The organism is Microbispora sp. H10836, from assembly GCF_012999525.1.
Classification (GTDB): domain Bacteria; phylum Actinomycetota; class Actinomycetes; order Streptosporangiales; family Streptosporangiaceae; genus Microbispora.
Genome location: NZ_JABBWU010000001.1, coordinates 662,234 through 677,022, shown reverse-complemented (window position 1 = coordinate 677,022; position 14,789 = coordinate 662,234). Strand labels below are relative to the sequence as shown.

Here is a 14,789-nt window from a genome sequence, read left to right as displayed (position 1 = left end):
AAACCGGTGAACGGGACTTCAGCGTAGGAATCCGGAGACGACAATCCAATGCGCCCGCGTTGCGGTCACATGTGGATCGGTTGCGTCCTTCACCCGTTTTGCGGCGATCCGTTAATCAGCCGGGACAGCACGATCGAGCTCTTGGTGCGCACCACGAACGGCTCGGCCGCCAGGCGTTCGATCACCCGCTCGACGTGCCGTACGTCGGTCGCGCGGATGTGCAGCAACGCGTCCGCCTCGCCGGTGACCGTGCAGGCCGAGACGACCTCCGGGTGCCGGGACACGGCCATGCCGATCTCCGTGGGGGAGGTCTTGCCCCGGCAGTACAGCTCGACGTACGCCTCGGTGGTCCAGCCGAGGGCCGACGGCTCCACCCGGGCGCTGAACCCGGTGATCGCGCCACTGGCGACGAGCCGGTCGACCCGCCTCTTCACGGCCGGAGCCGACAGCCCCACTTGAGCGCCTATCTCGGCGTACGTCGCTCGGGCGTCCTCGACGAGGGCCCGGATGATGGCGCGATCGAGCTCGTCCAACTTCACGTGGACCTGTATACAGCCGCCGCGTCCGGCATGCCCCCGCGCCCGGCGTGCCACCCCGTCCGCGGCAGCGACGACATGCGCGAGGTGATCACAGGTACGGATTGTCGGTGGCGGTTGGGAGGATCGTCGCCATGACCGAACTCACCTCCGCGATCACCGGTTACTGGGACGCCGCCGCCGACGCGTTCGACGACGAGCCCGACCACGGCCTGCGGGCTGATCACACGCATGCCGCCTGGGAGCGCCTGCTGCGCGCGTGGGCGCCTTCCCGCCCGGCCGACATCCTGGACGTCGGCTGCGGCACCGGCTCGCTGTCGGCGTTGCTGGCCGCGGCCGGGCATCGCGTCACCGGTGTCGACCTGTCACCGCGGATGGTCGAGCGGGCCCGGGCCAAGTTCGCGGACGCCGGGCTCACCGGGCGCTTCCTGGTCGGTGACGCAGTCGTCCCGCCCGTGGGAGACGAACGGTTCGACATGCTGCTCTGCCGGCACCTGATCTGGACCCTGCCCGATCCCCATGCCGCGCTGCGCGGTTGGGTCGCCCGGCTTCGCCCGAACGGCCGGCTGGTGCTGATCGAGGGACGCTGGGGTGAGGCCGGGCAGGCAGGACAGCCCTATGTGACGGGAGCCGAATCGCTGCCCTGGGGCTTCGGCGTCGCCGCCGCCGACCTGGCCGACGCGGTGCGGCCGCTCGTCGCCGACGTACGTATCGAACCGCTCAGCGACGATCCCGACCTGTGGGGGCGCCCGGTGAGCGATGAACGCTACGCGCTCATCGCCCGTACCTAGAGGGCGGGCCGCCCGGGTCCGGCGGCGTTCTGTGCCTTGGGGCGGGTGCTTCGGTCAGGCGGCGGCGCGCTTGAGGATGTCCTCGTACACGCTCGGATCGTCGGAGGAGACGACGGGCCAGCCGATGCCGTACCCGCCGGCCCAGCCGACCTCGATTCCGGGGTTGGCGTGGTCGGTGCCGTCCGGCAGGAACAGGTGCGGGCTGCAGTTCACCCCGTCGGTCGCCGCGACGGCGGCCTGCCCGGACAGCGTCGCGCGTGCCCGGCCGTCGTCGAGCGCGGCCGCCAGCGCGGCCACGTCCACCACCCCGGTGGACGCGGCGGCGTCCAGGATGACCTTGCGGTGGCTGATGCACCGCGACTCGGCCCAAAAGGCCCTCCGCAGCGCCAGGTCGAGCTGCTCCGAGGCGGTGAGCCCCTGCTCCTTGGCCGCCTGGACGGCCTCCAGCGCGGGCAATGTGGTGGACGGGTACAGCCAGTCCTTCGCCTGCCACAGCTGCCACCCCGCGCCGGGCTCGAGCGAGGCCATCCGGGCCACCTCGCTGTCGGTACCCGGCCGGGGGCTGGGTGCCTCGTTGAGCAGTTCCAGAGGGAAGGCGTGATGGTCGAACCGGACCCGGCCGGTCAGGCCGAGCCGTTCCCGGGTCAGGTGGAGCCGGTGCACCGCGATGTGCGCGAAGGAGCACCAGATGTCGGAGAAGATGATGATGGTGCCGGGCTCCGGGGACGGTGTCGTCGTCATCGGCGTTCTCCTTGTGTCGTCTCTTGTCCCACGACGGTTCGTGCTGCCGGGGCACCGGGCGGACCGGATCGTCCGGCGCGGTGTCGAATCCGGCCGGGGCGGCCAGGTCGGCCAGGTCATCCGCGCGGTGACTTCGCTCAGGTGAGCTGGACGAGCACCGAGCCGGCGATGAGCAGGACGAGACCGGCCAGGCGCGGCGCGGTGAGCGGGCGGCGGGGCAGCCGCAGGAGGCCGTGGTTGTCGATCACGGCCGAGGCGGCCTGCTGCCCGGTCACGGTCAGGGCGACGGTGGTGGCGGCGCCGACCGCGGGGATGAGCGTGAAGGTCGCGGTGACGTAGGCCGCGGCGCAGGCGCCGCCGAGCCAGCCCCACCAGGTCATCGTACGCAGCCCGGCGAGTCGCGGCCGGGGGGTGCGGTGCGTCGCCAGCAGGACGATCAGCACCACGGCGATGGTGATCGTGGCCACGACGAAGCTGATCATCGCGGTCGTCACCGGCTCGTGGATGTCCTTGCGCAGCGCGGCGTTGACCGCTCCCTGCACGGGCAGGACGGCGCCGGCGACGATGCCCAGCAGGATCCAGCCGCCCTGGCCGAGGCCGCCCGCCCGGCGTACGCCCGGGATGGCCGGGGCGGTGAGGGTCGTGGTCCTCGCCCCGCCGGCGGGGCCGCCCGGGGCCCCGGGCGCCGGTCCCGAGGCGGACGGCGCCGGGCGCTGCCCACGGATGATCACGGTGATGCCGGCCAGGACCGCGAGCGCGCCGAGTGCGATGCCGAGGCTCGGCGGCTTGCGGGCGACGCCGAGCAGGCCGAACAGGTCCAGCCCCAGCGACGCGAACATCTGGCCGGTCACGAACAGCCCGGCCGCCGCCAGAGCGCCGAGGCGGGGGAAGAGCAGGATCCCGCTGGTGATGTAGAGCGGGCTGGCGAGCCCGCCGAGCAGGTGCCAGACCGGCACATCGGGCACGAGGCGGATCGCCCCGATGGCGCCGGCCGCGACCGCGAGGAGCACCAGCAGGGCGGTCGCCACGCTCAACTGCAGGGTCGAGGCGCCGTACGGCGTGCCGACGGCCTTGTTGAGCTGGAGATTCACCGAGGCCTGCACGGCCAGCAGGCAGCCGGCCAGCAGCGCCGAGGCGAGGAACAGGGCATGCATGGCAGTCCCCTACAGGATAAGTGGACGTAGTGTCCGGATGAGACTAGGCGAGAACCGGACACTGTGTCCATATGGCTGGCGCGAGGGGCTAGCATGTCCTCATGGCCAACGGGTTGCCGGATTCCGGCGGGAACCGGGCGAACGGCCGCGCTCCGTCGGAGGGGGCCGTCCCGGTCGGCGCCGGCCGGGAACTGCCCGTGCTGGACCTCGAACCGGGCCGGCCCGCTCCGGTGCGGGAACGGGCGGACGCCGCGCGCAACCGCATGCGCGTGCTGAAGGCGGCGGAGAAGCTTTTCGCGGAGACAGACGCCCGGCACGTCACGATGGACGAGATCGCCAAGGCGGCGGGCGTGGGCCGGGCCACGCTCTACCGGCGCTATCCGGACCCCGCGTCGATCGCGACGGCCCTGCTCGACGAGCACGAGCGGCAGGTGCAGGAGCACATCCTGAGCGGTCCGCCGCCGCTCGGCCCGGGGGCCTCACCGGCCGACCGGCTCGCCGCCTTCCACGTCGCCATGACCGATCTGCTGGAGCGTCACCTGCACCTCGTCCTCGGAGCCGAGACCGGGAGCGCGCGGTTCGGCACCGGCGCCTACCGCTTCTGGCGCCTGCATGTGCGGATGCTGCTGACCGAGGCGGGGGTGCCGGACCCCGACGCGATGACGGACGCCGTGCTGGCGCCGCTCGCGCCCGAGGTCTACCAGTTCCAGCGGCACACCCTGGGCCTGTCGCAGGCCCGTGTCACCGAGGCTCTGGTGTGGAGCGCCCGCCGCCTGGCGGGACACGATCCAGGTCGTGCCTGACGAATCAAGCCCTGCCGCGCGTGGCCCGGGCGGCGGTCGGCCACCAGGCGTGACCAGCCGGGCGAGACCATCACGTCACTGATCCGATCCGGCCTGTCCGCGCGGATGGGCGACCGAACGGCGGCGAGGCGGGAAGCGAGGCCGACGGCGACTCGTCTCACCGGGTGCAGTAGTCGCCGGTCCCGTGCTCCAGCAGGTCGAAGGCGCGCTCGGCGTGGTTCCTGATGTCGGCCCTGATCAGCGCCGGGTCCTCCCCGGCCATCTGCCGCATCGCGAAGTGACGGGTCAGCGCGCGGACGACGGCGCAGATCTGCGCCGCCACGAGCCAGGGGGTCAGGTCGCCGGGCTCGGCGTCGGCGTCCTCCGCGAGCGTCCGGGCGAGCCGCTCCTCCCGGTTGACGTCCAGCATGCGCACGCGTGACTGCAGGGACACGCTCTCCCGCACCCGCTGCGTGAACAGGTCCAGGCCCTCGCTCATCCCGTAACGCCAGTCGCCCGCGTCGAGGGCCTCGAAGAAGTCGCGCCGCACCGCTTCGACCGCCGTCTCGCCCGCGCGGCGCTCGCGCACGGCGCGGGCCAGCAGGTCCTCGGTCTCCTCGCCGCGGTCGAGGAACAGGTCCTCCTTCGTGCGGAAGTAGTTGAAGACGGTGTTGACCGACACGTCGGCGGCCCTGGCCACCTCGGCCACCGTGACGTTGTCGAAGCCCCGTTGCAGGAACAGCCCCATCGCGATGTCCGCGATGCGCTGCCGGGTCTCCCGCTTCTTCCGCTCCCGCAGGCCCTCTTCCATGCCTCGATTGTAAGGGCGGATGCAAACTTTAAGCGACACCAAATTTGGTGCTACTCTACCCGGCATGATTCATGCCAGAGGGCTCACCAAGACGTTCGGGCCGGTCGAGGCCGTCCGGGGGATCGATCTCGACGTCTCCGCGGGGGAGATCGTCGGCTTCCTCGGACCGAACGGCGCGGGCAAGACCACCACGCTGCGGATGCTGACCACGCTGCTGCGCCCGACGTCCGGCACCGCCACGGTCGCGGGCGCCGACCTGTTCGCCGACCCCGCGGGCGTGCGCCGCCGCATCGGCTACGTCGCTCAGGGCGGCGCGTTCGCCCCGTTCTCGCCGGTGGGGGAGGAGCTCGTGCTCCAGGCCCGCCTGTACGGCCTGACCAGGGAGGAGGCCCGCGAGCGGGTGACCGCCCTGCTCGCCGGGCTCGACCTGCCCGGGGTCGAGGAGCGTACGACGGTCACGATGTCGGGCGGCCAGAAGCGCCGGCTGGACATCGCGATGGGCCTGCTCCACCGGCCCGAGCTGCTCTTCCTCGACGAGCCCACGACGGGGCTCGACCCGCAGAGCCGCGCCAACCTGTGGGACCACGTGCGGCGGCTGCGCGAGCGGGACGGCCTGACGGTCTTCCTCACGACCCACTATCTGGAGGAGGCCGACGCGCTCTGCGACCGCGTTCTGATCATCGACCACGGCCGGATCGTCGCCGGGGGCACCCCGGACGAGCTGAAGTCCGAGCACGGCGCGCGGACCCTCGACGACGTCTTCCTCGCCGTCACCGGTCGCGAGCCGCGCGAGGGGGCCGCCGCGTGACCGCCCTCGCCGCCCTGACCGGGCACTACCTGCGCGCATCCTTCGGCAACAGGTTCAGCCTGGTCTTCGGGGCCATCCAGCCGTTCCTCTACCTCGTGTTGTTCGGCCCGCTGTTCGACCGCAGCGGCGTTGGCTCGTGGGCCGTCCTCGTGCCCGGCCTGCTGGTGCAGCTCGGGCTGACGAGCGCGGGCATGGCCGGCTTCACCATCGTCTTCGACCAACGGTTCGGCGTGCTCGAACGGCTGCGGGTCACCCCGGTGAGCCGGGTGACGCTCCTGCTCGGCCGGGTGCTCAGGGACAGCGTGGTGCTGCTGATCCAGGCCGTGCTGATCATCGTGGCGGCCTGGGCGCTGGGGCTGCGGGCGCCGCTGGCGGGGGTGCTCGCCGCCCTGCTGCTGATCACCGTGCTGTCCGTCGGCATGGCGTCGCTGTCGTACGCGGCGGCGCTCACCATGCGGCAGGAGCTGTTCGCGCCCGTGATGTCCACCGTGGTCATCCCGCTGATGCTGCTGTCGGGCGCGCTGCTGCCGATGTCGCTCGCCCCGGCCTGGCTGGACGTGGTGTCGCGGCTCACGCCGTTCCGGTACGCGGTCGAGGGGCTGCGCGCGCTGTTCGCCGGTTCCTACGCGTCGTCCGCCCTGTTGTGGGGGGTCGTCGTGTCCCTGGTGTTCGCCGTCGTGGGCGTCGCTTTGGGCACCAGTCGTTTTCAACGAGAAAACGCCTGATCAGGGCCAGGAAAAGGCATTCGAACTTCATACCGGTTTGCGGGCGCCGCCGGGCACTGAGACGGTCACAATGGGGGGCGTGGCGGACGTCAACTTCACCCTCGTCCAGCTGCGTTACTTCGTAACCGCGGCCGAGCTCGGCAGCATGACCGCGGCCAGCAGAGAACTCATGGTGGCGCAGTCGGCGATCTCGGCCGCCATCGCCCAGGTGGAGCGGGAGCTGGGGGTCCAGCTCCTGATCCGCCACCATGCCCGCGGCCTGTCACTGACCCGCGCCGGCGAGCGCTTCCTCGTCGAGGCCCGGGAGTTCCTGTCCCACGCCGCGGCGCTCGCCCAGTCGGCCCGCGGCCTGGCGGGGTCGCTGACCGGTGAGCTCGCCGTCGGCTGCCTGACCACGCTCGCGCCGTTCTACCTGTCCCGGTTGCTGCGCGAGTTCGCCGGACGGTATCCGGGGGTGCGGGTCAGCGTCGCGGAGGGCGAGATCTCCACCATGGAGTCGGCCCTGCTCGACGGGCGGTGCGAGGTCGCTCTCGTCTACGCCATCGACCTCGCCCTCGACCTCGACATCCGGACGCTCACCCGGGCCAGGCCGTACGCGCTGCTGCCGCCGGAGCACCCGCTGGCCCGGGCGGAGGCGGTGTCGCTGGCGGAGCTGGCGGCCGAGCCGATGATCCTGCTGGACCTGCCGCGCAGCCGCGACTACTTCCGGACCATCTATCCCACCGAGCCGCGCGTGCGGTTCCGCACGTCGAGTTACGAGACGGCGCGCTCGCTGGTGGCGGGCGGGCACGGCTACTCGATACTCAACCAGCGGGCAGAAAGCGACCAGACCTACGACGGCGGCCGGGTCGCGTGCGTCCCGATCAGCGACGACGTGCCCACGCTCGACGTCGTGCTCGCCTCGGTGCGCGGTGTGCGGCCCACCGCGCGGGCGGTCGCCTTCGCCGAGACCTGCCAGGCGTTCTTCTCCGGCGGGTAGGTCACCCGAGGTCGGCGAGCAGCCCCTCCAGGAACGCGCCGGTGTGCGTGGCCGGCCTGGCATCCACGCACACCGCGTTCAGCACCTGCGTGTACGCCTCTGTGTCCTCGGCCTTGTCCAGGTAGAGGGCGCTGGTGAGCTGTTCCAGGTAGACGACGTCGGGCAGTTCGGGCGCGTCGAAGCGCAGGATCGTGAAAGGCCCCCCGCACGCGGCGTGCCCGCCGTGGTCGAACGGCACGATCTGCAGCGTGATGTTCGGCTGCCTGGTCACCTCGATGAGGTGCTCCAGCTGGGCCCGCATGACCTTCCGGCCGCCGATCGGACGGCGCAGCGCGCCCTCGTCCATCACGGCCCACAGGGTCGCCGCATCGGGGCCCGTCAGCCGCTCCTGCCGGCGCATCCGCAGGTCGACGTGCCGGTCGACGTCGTCGGCCGACCGCCCCATGGTGCCGCGCAGGACGAGGGCCCGCGCGTACTCGGGCGTCTGCAGCAGCCCGGGGACGTACTGCAGCTCGTAGCAGCGGATGACGGACGCCGCCTCCTCCAGCCCGACGTAGAACTCGAACCAGCCCGGCAGCACGTCGCTGTACTTGTGCCACCAGCCGGGGATGTTCGCCTGTCGCGCCAGGTCGAGCAGCACGGCCCGGTCGCCGGGGTCGGTCATGCCGTACAGGGTGAGCAGGTCGGCGACGTCCCGCTCCTTGAAACCGACCCGGCCGAGCTCGAGCCTGCTGATCTTGGCGTGCGACGCGCGGATGGCGCGGGCCGCCTTCTCGGGGGTGATGCCGCTCTCCCGGCGCAACCGCCTGAGCTGGGCCCCTAGCAGCAGCCGCAGGGCCGTCGGGCCGCCGCGGGCGATCCCGGCCGGTGCGGGGGCGATGCTGCCCGCCTGTCCGTTCACGTGGGCTCCATACGCTCCGGAAGAATTCCTGGTAAAGCAATCGGATTGATCATCCTACCGGAGCGGGGTGAGGTCGTCTTTTCTGGGAACTTCGACAGAAAGTCGGGGGCCTACGACATTTGCACGTGCATGCGTGCTTGCATCCGCAAGGCACAGGGCAAGATACACGACGGCAGGGAAATTCACATCATGTAGTGAGTGAGACCTGAGGGATCGGCGATGACTGCAGACCTGGCGGGCCCGGGAGCCGCGACGGCGCCTACGTGGTTGACCTCGACGTTCGAGCGAGACGACATCGCCGGCTTGTCCCTGCCTCCGTCGGCGGCGTGCACCTTCCACGGGCGCACCACGTCCGCCGCCGCCGCGCGGGACTTCACCGCCAGGACGCTGTGCGGGTGGGGAGTGCCCGATCTCGTGCCGGACGCGCAGATTGTGGTGTCGGAATTGGTGACCAACGCGCTGCGGCACGCTCCCGGTGATCCCGCCGACGCCCCGCCGATCCGGCTGAGGCTGGTGAAGCACCGGTTTCATATCGGCTGCGGAGTGAGCGACGCCAGCGCCCGAGTGCCCGCGGTCTCGCCCTGGAACGACCTGTCGGAGTCGGGCCGCGGACTGCACCTGGTCGAGGCGCTGACGGCGGCGTGGGGGTGGGTCCTCACCCGCGGCGGCGGCAAGGTGGTGTGGGCGCTGTTCGACGCCTCGCCGGCCTCCTGACCGATCGATCCGCCCCGGAAAGCCGGTCGGGCCGCACCGGCACCGCATGCCGGCGCGGCCCGCCAATCGCGAGGGGACGCCCCCGTCTGGGGAGGGGACGCGGAGGTCAGCCCTGCTCGGCCTCGCCGGTGACCTGCTCGGCGGCCTCCTCGGGCGACTGCTCCAGGTCCTGGTCGGCCTGGGCCTGCGCGGAGGCCTTGTCCAGCCGGACCCAGCTCGTGACGCTCTCGACCGCGAAGAGCACGAGCAGGTACGCCGTGAGGACGGCCGCCACGGGGGTCAGCCAGCCGGCGGCGGCGGCCACGCCCAGGATCAGCAGGCGGACCTCCCAGCCCAGTCCGGCCTGGTACAGCCAGGCGGGGGGCCAGATGCCCTGCCGGGTGCGGTAGACGGTGTCGTACGTGTGGTAGCCGACCACGTAGAGGAGCACGAACAGCAGCCACTTGGGCGTGCCCTCGGCCAGCCCGAGCAGGATGATCGTCGCGAACTCGGCCGCCCGCAGCAGCGGGGGAGTGAGCCAGTCGAAGCGGCCCAGGTGGTCGCGTCCCGCGGTGGGCAGGACCAGCACGAGCAGCACGGCGACGGGCGCGAGCAGGATCGGGCCGTCGGTGAGGGCGCCGGCGACGGCCATCGCCACGATCGCGAGCAGCGCCACCACGGTCGCGGGCACGGGCGGCAGCAGCCGGCCCAGGGCGCCCTTCAGCGCGGTGGCGAGCGGGCCGTCGTCGCGGTAGGCGAGCAGGCGCGCGGTCTGGACGCGGCGGCGCTCCTCGTCCGGGTCCGGGAGCGGCGTGGTGGTCTGCGGCTGAGTGATCATGCGAGCGACCTCAGGAGACGTCCGGTGAGGGTGTAGGTGGCCGCGACGCCGCCCCAGACGATCAGCGTGAGGAACGTCACCCGGGGGTCGAAGAACGCGGCGGTGATCGCGATCGCGGCGAAGCGCTCGCCGATGGGGAACACGATCATCTTGCGGGCCCAGTGGACCGGGCGGAACTTGCCGGCCTTGGTCCAGAGCTTCAGCAGCCCGCGCACGCCGGTGCTCCGGCTCGCCCTGCGCTCCTCCAGCGCCTCCCGCAGCGGCCGGTCGTCGGCGACCGTCAGGTCCAGCGTGGGCAGCGGCACGGGCGCCTTGCGCCGGTTGGCCGCGCCGAACGAGAAGTCGAGCAGGTGCTTGACCGACTGGAGGGCCAGCGCGACCAGCGCCAGCGTCCAGACGCCCTCGCCGTCGCCGAACTGCCCGGACACCGTCGCGCCGACCGCGAGGCCGACGAAGACGGCGTACTCCTTGAACCGGTCGAACGTGGCGTCCAGCCAGGCGCCGAGCACGCCGAACTTGCGCGCGTAGCGGGCGACCTGGCCGTCGACGCAGTCGAAGACGAACGCGAAGTAGATGAGCACCGCGCCGGCCACCGCCCCCCAGCGGGTGCCGGTGGCGAACGCGCCGGCCGACAGCAGGCCGAGGGCGATCGAGATCAGCGTCACCTGGTTGGGCGTGAGCCCCCGGCGGGCCGCCCAGCGGGCGATGAAGCGCGAGTAGGTGCTGACGAAGAACGTGGTGAAGAAACCGTCGGCGCCCTTCACGGCGTTGTCCAGCCGGGCCCGGTCCTCGTCGAAGCCCGCCATCTCCGTCAGCGCCTCGTCGGCCTCGGCCTGGCTGCGGATGCGGCGGAAGAACAGGTCGCGCCGGCCGCGCCGGCCCACCGACACGCCGCGCCGGACGAGGCCGAGCACGAGGAGCTCGGTCACGTCGTCCTCGGGGCCGAACAGGTGAGCCATGTCCGCGAGCTCGCGGGCGACCTCGGCGAGGGTCTGCAGGTGCCGCTGGTGGAGGTGGAGCGGTCCGAGCAGCACCGCGTTCGGCCGCGTCACCGCGTGGTAGGCGGTGCCGACCGAGATGATCCGGCTGCGGCCGATGCGGGTGCGCTGGGGCAGCCCCTCGATGACGCCCTGGCCGATCTCGGGCTCCGCCTCCTCGATGGGCACGAGTTCGGGCTGCTCGTCGCCGTCCTGCTCGTCGCGCTGCTCGCGGAGGACCAGCGCGATGGCGCCGCGCTTGGCCTTGGTGAGCTGGTAGAGCAGCTCGTCGTGCACCAGCGAGCCGGCCGGCAGGATCAGCAGGTTCTCCTCGGCGCCCTCGACCGCGTCCGCCAGCGCGCGCAGGTCACCGGCGACATCCGGGCTCTCCACCACCCGGCCGTACGGCCTGCGGTAGGCGGCGGCGTCCCCCGGCCGGGCGATCGTCGTCGGCTCGGGGTCCATGACGGCGGCCTGTGCGAGCAGCCTGTCGTACGCGGAGGGGGCCCCGGGCAGCGATTTGAGCGTGATGTCCGCGGGCAGGGCGGGCTGACCGCCGGGCGGCGGGGGACTGATCGGGCCGGGCGGGGCGCCCAGCAGGACCACGCGGGTCATGGCAACCTTTCACGCATCGGGGGGAGATCAGGCCCTCAGGCTTGACCGGCGCGGGGAAGTCCGCCGGAAGCCAAAGCTTAGTGACCTTTCGGTTGAGCCGATGCATCCCAGGTTTACCGTACGGCCCCCGGATGTACAGGTTGTGGAGGGTTCGCCCCCGAGCATCGTCGCCGGATCATTACCGAATTTTCACCATTCGTGCGCCCCGGAGGGCTGGATGTCCGTGCAGCGGGGCGGACGCCCGCGCGCACCCATACGATGGCGGGGTGAGTCTCTACCGGGACGAGGGCGTCGTGCTGCGCACCCAGAAGCTGGGTGAGGCCGACCGCATCATCACCATCCTCACCCGGCGCACCGGCAAGGTCCGCGGCGTGGCCAAGGGCGTGCGCAGGACCATGTCGCGCTTCGGCGCGCGGCTGGAGCCGTTCTCCCACGTCGACCTGCAACTCCACAGCGGCAGGTCGCTCGACGTGATCACCCAGGTGGAGACCCTGCACCCGTACGGCGAGGCGATCGTGGCCGACTACACCCGGTACACCGCGGGGACCGCGATGCTGGAGACGGCCGACCGGCTGACGGTGGGGGAGAAGGAGCCGGCCCTGCGCCAGTTCCTGCTGCTGGTCGGCGGTCTGCGCACGCTCGCCGAGGGCGGCCACGAGGCCCGGCTGGTGCTCGACGCGTTCTTCCTGCGCTCGCTGGCCGTGGCGGGTTACGCCCCCGCGCTGTCGGAGTGCGCGCGGTGCGGCGCGGAGGCCGTGCGCGCCTTCGCGATCGTCGCCGGCGGCGTGGTGTGCGGCGCCTGCCGCCCGGCCGGCGCCGCGGTGCCCGCCGCGGAGACGATCGCGCTGATGATCGCCCTGCTGCGCGGCGACTGGGCCACCGCCGACGCCTCCGAGCCCCGGCACCGCACCGAGTGCAGCGGCCTGGTCGCCGCGTACCTGCAGTGGCACCTGGAGCACGGCATCCGCTCGCTGCGGCACGTCGAACGCGAGTGGCCGGGCCAGGCGGAACCTGCACCGGATCCACACGTCTTCCGCGTCTGAGGACGGGTCCGGACGCAATACCCTCGGAACATGGTCCGTCCTCCTACTCCGCACCCGTCCGGGGCCACCGCGCCCGCCATCCCGCGCGCCCTGCTGCCGCGACATGTGGCGATCGTCATGGACGGCAACGGCCGCTGGGCCAAGGCGCGCGGGCTGCCCAGGACCGAGGGACACAAGATGGGCGAGGCGTCGCTGTTCGACGTCGTCGAGGGCGCCATCGAGCTCGGCGTCCCCTACCTGTCGGCGTACGCCTTCTCCACCGAGAACTGGAAGCGCTCGCCCGACGAGGTGCGCTTCCTCATGGGGTTCAACCGCGACGTGATCCGCAGGCGGCGCGACCAGCTGCACGCGATGGGCGTGCGGGTCCGCTGGGCCGGGCGTCCCGGGCGGCTGTGGAAGAGCGTGATCAAGGAGCTCGAGGACGCCGAGCGGATGACGGTCGGCAACAGCACGCTGACCCTGCAGTTCTGCGTGAACTACGGCGGCCGCGCGGAGATCGTGGACGCGGCGGTGAAGCTCGCCCGCGACATCGCCGCCGGCCGGGTCAAGGCCGACAAGGTCTCGGAGAAGACCTTCGCCCGCTACCTGGACGAGCCGGAGATCCCCGACGTGGACCTGTTCCTGCGCTCGTCCGGCGAGCAGCGCACCTCCAACTTCCTGCTCTGGCAGTCCGCGTACGCCGAGATGGTCTTCCTCAACCAGCTGTGGCCCGACTTCGACCGCCGGGACCTGTGGCAGGCGTGCGAGATCTACGCCAAGCGCGACCGCAGGTACGGCGGCGCGGTGCCCAACGCCGTCCCCGGCGAGGCGTCCTGACTCAGGAGGCGTCGCGGCGACGGGCCCGGTACGCCGCGACGTGCATGCGGTTCCCGCAGGTGCGGCTGTCGCAGTAGACCCGGGAGCGGTTCCGCGACTCGTCCACGAAGACGTGCGCGCAGTCGGGGGCGGCGCACGTGCGCAGGCGGTCCCGCTCGTTCTCCACGAGCACGTGGGCGAGCGCGACGCCGCAGTCGGCGGCCAGGTGCTCGGCGACCGACGCGTCCGGCGCGAAGTAGTGGACGTGGAGGGAATGACCGTCGTGCTCGGTGAGGCTCGGCGTGATGCTGGTGCGCCGCAGCAGCGTGTTGAGCAGGCCGACCGCCGTCGGCTGGTCCGGCGCGGTGAACACGGCGTGGAACTCCTCGCGCAGGTCCCGGACCTCGGCGAGGTCGCGCCGGGTCAGCGCCCCGACTCCGCTGACCTCCCGCCTGCGGACGAACTCCTCCAGGTCGCCGACCTCGGCCAGCCCGTCGCGTTCGCCGGTGCCGGTGTTGATGAGGTCCACCACCGTCGCCAGCGAATACACCATGTCATGGCTGAACGGCACGCCATCTCCCTCATGTCGCGGCGCAGGCAGCGTACCTCCCGGCGGGCCCGCGCGGGGCGGGGTCAGCCCTTTCGGGCCGCTTCTCCCGACGACTCCCCACAGGACTCCGCACACGAGGAGCAGGTGCCGAAGACCTCGACGGTGTGCGTGACGTCGATGAAACCGTGCTCGGCCCCGACGACCTCGGCCCAGCGTTCCACGTCCGGCCCGGCGACCTCGATCGTACGACCGCACGCCCGGCACACCAGGTGGTGGTGATGCGTGTCGGTCTGGCAGGCCCGGTAGACCGACTCGCCCTCGTCGGTGCGCAGCACGTCGACCCGGCCGGCGTCGGAGAGCGACTGGAGCGCCCGGTACACGGTCGTCAGGCCGATCTTCGAGCCGACCGCGCGCATCTCGGCGAACACGTCCTGCGCGCTGCGGAACCCCCGGCTCTGCCGGAGGATCTCGTGGACGGCGTCACGGCTCTTCGTCATCAGGACTCCTGTGTACGGCTTCGCCCTACGACCTATCAGGTTAGGCCGGTTCGCGTCAGATCAGTCCGAAACGGGTGGCGGCGAGGAGAATCAGGAACGTCCCGACCGCCACCCGCAGCAACCGGCCCACCGGACGCAGCGACGGCCACGACAGGTAGGCCAGCCAGGCGATGAACGCGAGCACCGGCAGCACGGCCACGCCGCCCCGCCAGTCGGGCACCACCAGTCCGGCGATCAGCAGCGCCACCATCACCAGCGGGGCCAGCCAGCGGGGCTGCTGGAACAGGAAGACCAGCGGCGCGGCGCTCCTGCGCTCGACCGCCGCGCGCAGCCCGATCGCGCCGGGCGTGAAGAACTGCTCGCCCTGCGGCAGCGGCCGGCGCGGCCGGGGGGACGCCGCGTTCGCCCGGGCGGGGGGCTTCCTCGCCAGAGGATGCGCCGGCACCTGACGGCGCGGCGGTTCGGTTTCGCTTCCCACGCGTTCGAGCCTAGTGCCGATCCCTGCGGGCAGTGCCCCGTCGCGTCGTCCGCTGTGCCCTTTCCGCCCGCGTCG

General features: G+C 72.1%; 17 protein-coding genes and 1 pseudogene. 8 read left to right on the top strand and 10 right to left on the bottom strand.

Annotated features, from left to right (window positions below; all coding sequences use genetic code 11):
- Positions 1-89 precede the first annotated feature (89 nt).
- The gene (locus HHX30_RS03155; protein WP_169979095.1) at positions 90-539 is read right to left on the bottom strand and encodes an Lrp/AsnC family transcriptional regulator; all 450 of its coding nucleotides are present in this window, start codon (positions 537-539) and stop codon (positions 90-92) included.
- Positions 540-670: 131 nt separating this feature from the next.
- Here HHX30_RS03155 and HHX30_RS03150 point away from each other — a divergent pair, with 131 nt between their 5' ends.
- Positions 671-1,327 carry a class I SAM-dependent methyltransferase gene (locus HHX30_RS03150; protein ID WP_169979093.1) on the top strand — a complete coding sequence of 219 codons (657 nt, stop codon included), beginning with the start codon at positions 671-673 and terminating at the stop codon, positions 1,325-1,327.
- 54 nt (positions 1,328-1,381) lie between these two features.
- Here the strand turns inward: HHX30_RS03150 and HHX30_RS03145 are convergent, their stop codons facing one another.
- Together HHX30_RS03145 and HHX30_RS03140 are read right to left on the bottom strand one after the other, a co-directional pair.
- On the bottom strand, positions 1,382-2,068 hold the full coding sequence (locus HHX30_RS03145; RefSeq protein WP_169979091.1) for a DsbA family protein: 687 nt from the start codon (positions 2,066-2,068) through the stop codon (positions 1,382-1,384).
- Between the two features lie 137 nt (positions 2,069-2,205).
- Positions 2,206-3,222 carry a DMT family transporter gene (locus tag HHX30_RS03140; protein WP_169979089.1) on the bottom strand — a complete coding sequence of 339 codons (1,017 nt, stop codon included), beginning with the start codon at positions 3,220-3,222 and terminating at the stop codon, positions 2,206-2,208.
- Between the two features lie 101 nt (positions 3,223-3,323).
- Between HHX30_RS03140 and HHX30_RS03135 the strand changes: the two genes are divergently transcribed.
- Complete coding sequence (locus HHX30_RS03135) at positions 3,324-4,025, top strand: TetR/AcrR family transcriptional regulator (protein ID WP_169979087.1); 702 nt, start codon at positions 3,324-3,326, stop codon at positions 4,023-4,025.
- Positions 4,026-4,182: 157 nt separating this feature from the next.
- Here HHX30_RS03135 and HHX30_RS03130 read toward each other — a convergent pair whose 3' ends face one another.
- Positions 4,183-4,815 carry a TetR/AcrR family transcriptional regulator gene (locus HHX30_RS03130; RefSeq protein ID WP_169979085.1) on the bottom strand — a complete coding sequence of 211 codons (633 nt, stop codon included), beginning with the start codon at positions 4,813-4,815 and terminating at the stop codon, positions 4,183-4,185.
- A gap of 64 nt (positions 4,816-4,879) precedes the next feature.
- Between HHX30_RS03130 and HHX30_RS03125 the strand changes: the two are divergent.
- The 3 genes and pseudogenes from HHX30_RS03125 to HHX30_RS03115 form a co-directional block, all read left to right on the top strand.
- A pseudogene (locus tag HHX30_RS03125) lies at positions 4,880-5,548 on the top strand (ABC transporter ATP-binding protein); the annotation flags it as partial.
- Between the two features lie 71 nt (positions 5,549-5,619).
- The gene (locus tag HHX30_RS03120) at positions 5,620-6,348 is read left to right on the top strand and encodes an ABC transporter permease (protein WP_169979081.1); all 729 of its coding nucleotides are present in this window, start codon (positions 5,620-5,622) and stop codon (positions 6,346-6,348) included.
- Between the two features lie 70 nt (positions 6,349-6,418).
- Positions 6,419-7,327, top strand: coding sequence for a LysR substrate-binding domain-containing protein (locus tag HHX30_RS03115; protein WP_169979079.1), 909 nt, complete (start codon positions 6,419-6,421; stop codon positions 7,325-7,327).
- 1 nt (position 7,328) lies between these two features.
- On the opposite strand, the gene HHX30_RS03110 is transcribed toward HHX30_RS03115, so the two are convergent.
- Complete coding sequence (locus HHX30_RS03110; protein WP_311922056.1) at positions 7,329-8,228, bottom strand: helix-turn-helix transcriptional regulator; 900 nt, start codon at positions 8,226-8,228, stop codon at positions 7,329-7,331.
- 219 nt (positions 8,229-8,447) lie between these two features.
- Between HHX30_RS03110 and HHX30_RS03105 the strand changes: the two genes are divergently transcribed.
- Positions 8,448-8,942 carry an ATP-binding protein gene (locus HHX30_RS03105; protein WP_169979077.1) on the top strand — a complete coding sequence of 165 codons (495 nt, stop codon included), beginning with the start codon at positions 8,448-8,450 and terminating at the stop codon, positions 8,940-8,942.
- Positions 8,943-9,048: 106 nt separating this feature from the next.
- Here HHX30_RS03105 and HHX30_RS42465 read toward each other — a convergent pair whose 3' ends face one another.
- Both HHX30_RS42465 and HHX30_RS42460 read right to left on the bottom strand, forming a co-directional pair.
- Positions 9,049-9,759, bottom strand: a complete 711-nt coding sequence (locus HHX30_RS42465; protein WP_169979075.1) for a DUF5941 domain-containing protein — start codon at positions 9,757-9,759, stop codon at positions 9,049-9,051.
- Positions 9,756-11,351: a CDP-alcohol phosphatidyltransferase family protein gene (locus HHX30_RS42460; RefSeq protein ID WP_169979073.1), complete on the bottom strand. Its 1,596-nt coding sequence runs from the start codon at positions 11,349-11,351 to the stop codon at positions 9,756-9,758. The genes HHX30_RS42465 and HHX30_RS42460 overlap by 4 nt, the downstream gene beginning before the upstream one ends.
- A 266-nt stretch (positions 11,352-11,617) precedes the next feature.
- On the opposite strand from HHX30_RS42460, the gene recO reads away from it, so the two are divergent.
- Together recO and HHX30_RS03085 are read left to right on the top strand one after the other, a co-directional pair.
- Positions 11,618-12,394: a DNA repair protein RecO gene (gene recO, locus HHX30_RS03090; protein WP_169979071.1), complete on the top strand. Its 777-nt coding sequence runs from the start codon at positions 11,618-11,620 to the stop codon at positions 12,392-12,394.
- Positions 12,395-12,424: 30 nt separating this feature from the next.
- Positions 12,425-13,210, top strand: coding sequence for an isoprenyl transferase (locus tag HHX30_RS03085; RefSeq protein ID WP_169979069.1), 786 nt, complete (start codon positions 12,425-12,427; stop codon positions 13,208-13,210).
- A gap of 1 nt (position 13,211) precedes the next feature.
- Here the strand turns inward: HHX30_RS03085 and HHX30_RS03080 are convergent, their stop codons facing one another.
- The 3 genes from HHX30_RS03080 to HHX30_RS03070 form a co-directional block, all read right to left on the bottom strand.
- On the bottom strand, positions 13,212-13,760 hold the full coding sequence (locus HHX30_RS03080; protein ID WP_310741704.1) for a CGNR zinc finger domain-containing protein: 549 nt from the start codon (positions 13,758-13,760) through the stop codon (positions 13,212-13,214).
- 62 nt (positions 13,761-13,822) lie between these two features.
- Complete coding sequence (locus HHX30_RS03075) at positions 13,823-14,236, bottom strand: Fur family transcriptional regulator (protein WP_169979068.1); 414 nt, start codon at positions 14,234-14,236, stop codon at positions 13,823-13,825.
- Between the two features lie 55 nt (positions 14,237-14,291).
- Positions 14,292-14,714, bottom strand: coding sequence for a DUF6703 family protein (locus HHX30_RS03070; protein ID WP_310741705.1), 423 nt, complete (start codon positions 14,712-14,714; stop codon positions 14,292-14,294).
- Between the last annotated feature and the right edge of the window lie 75 nt (positions 14,715-14,789).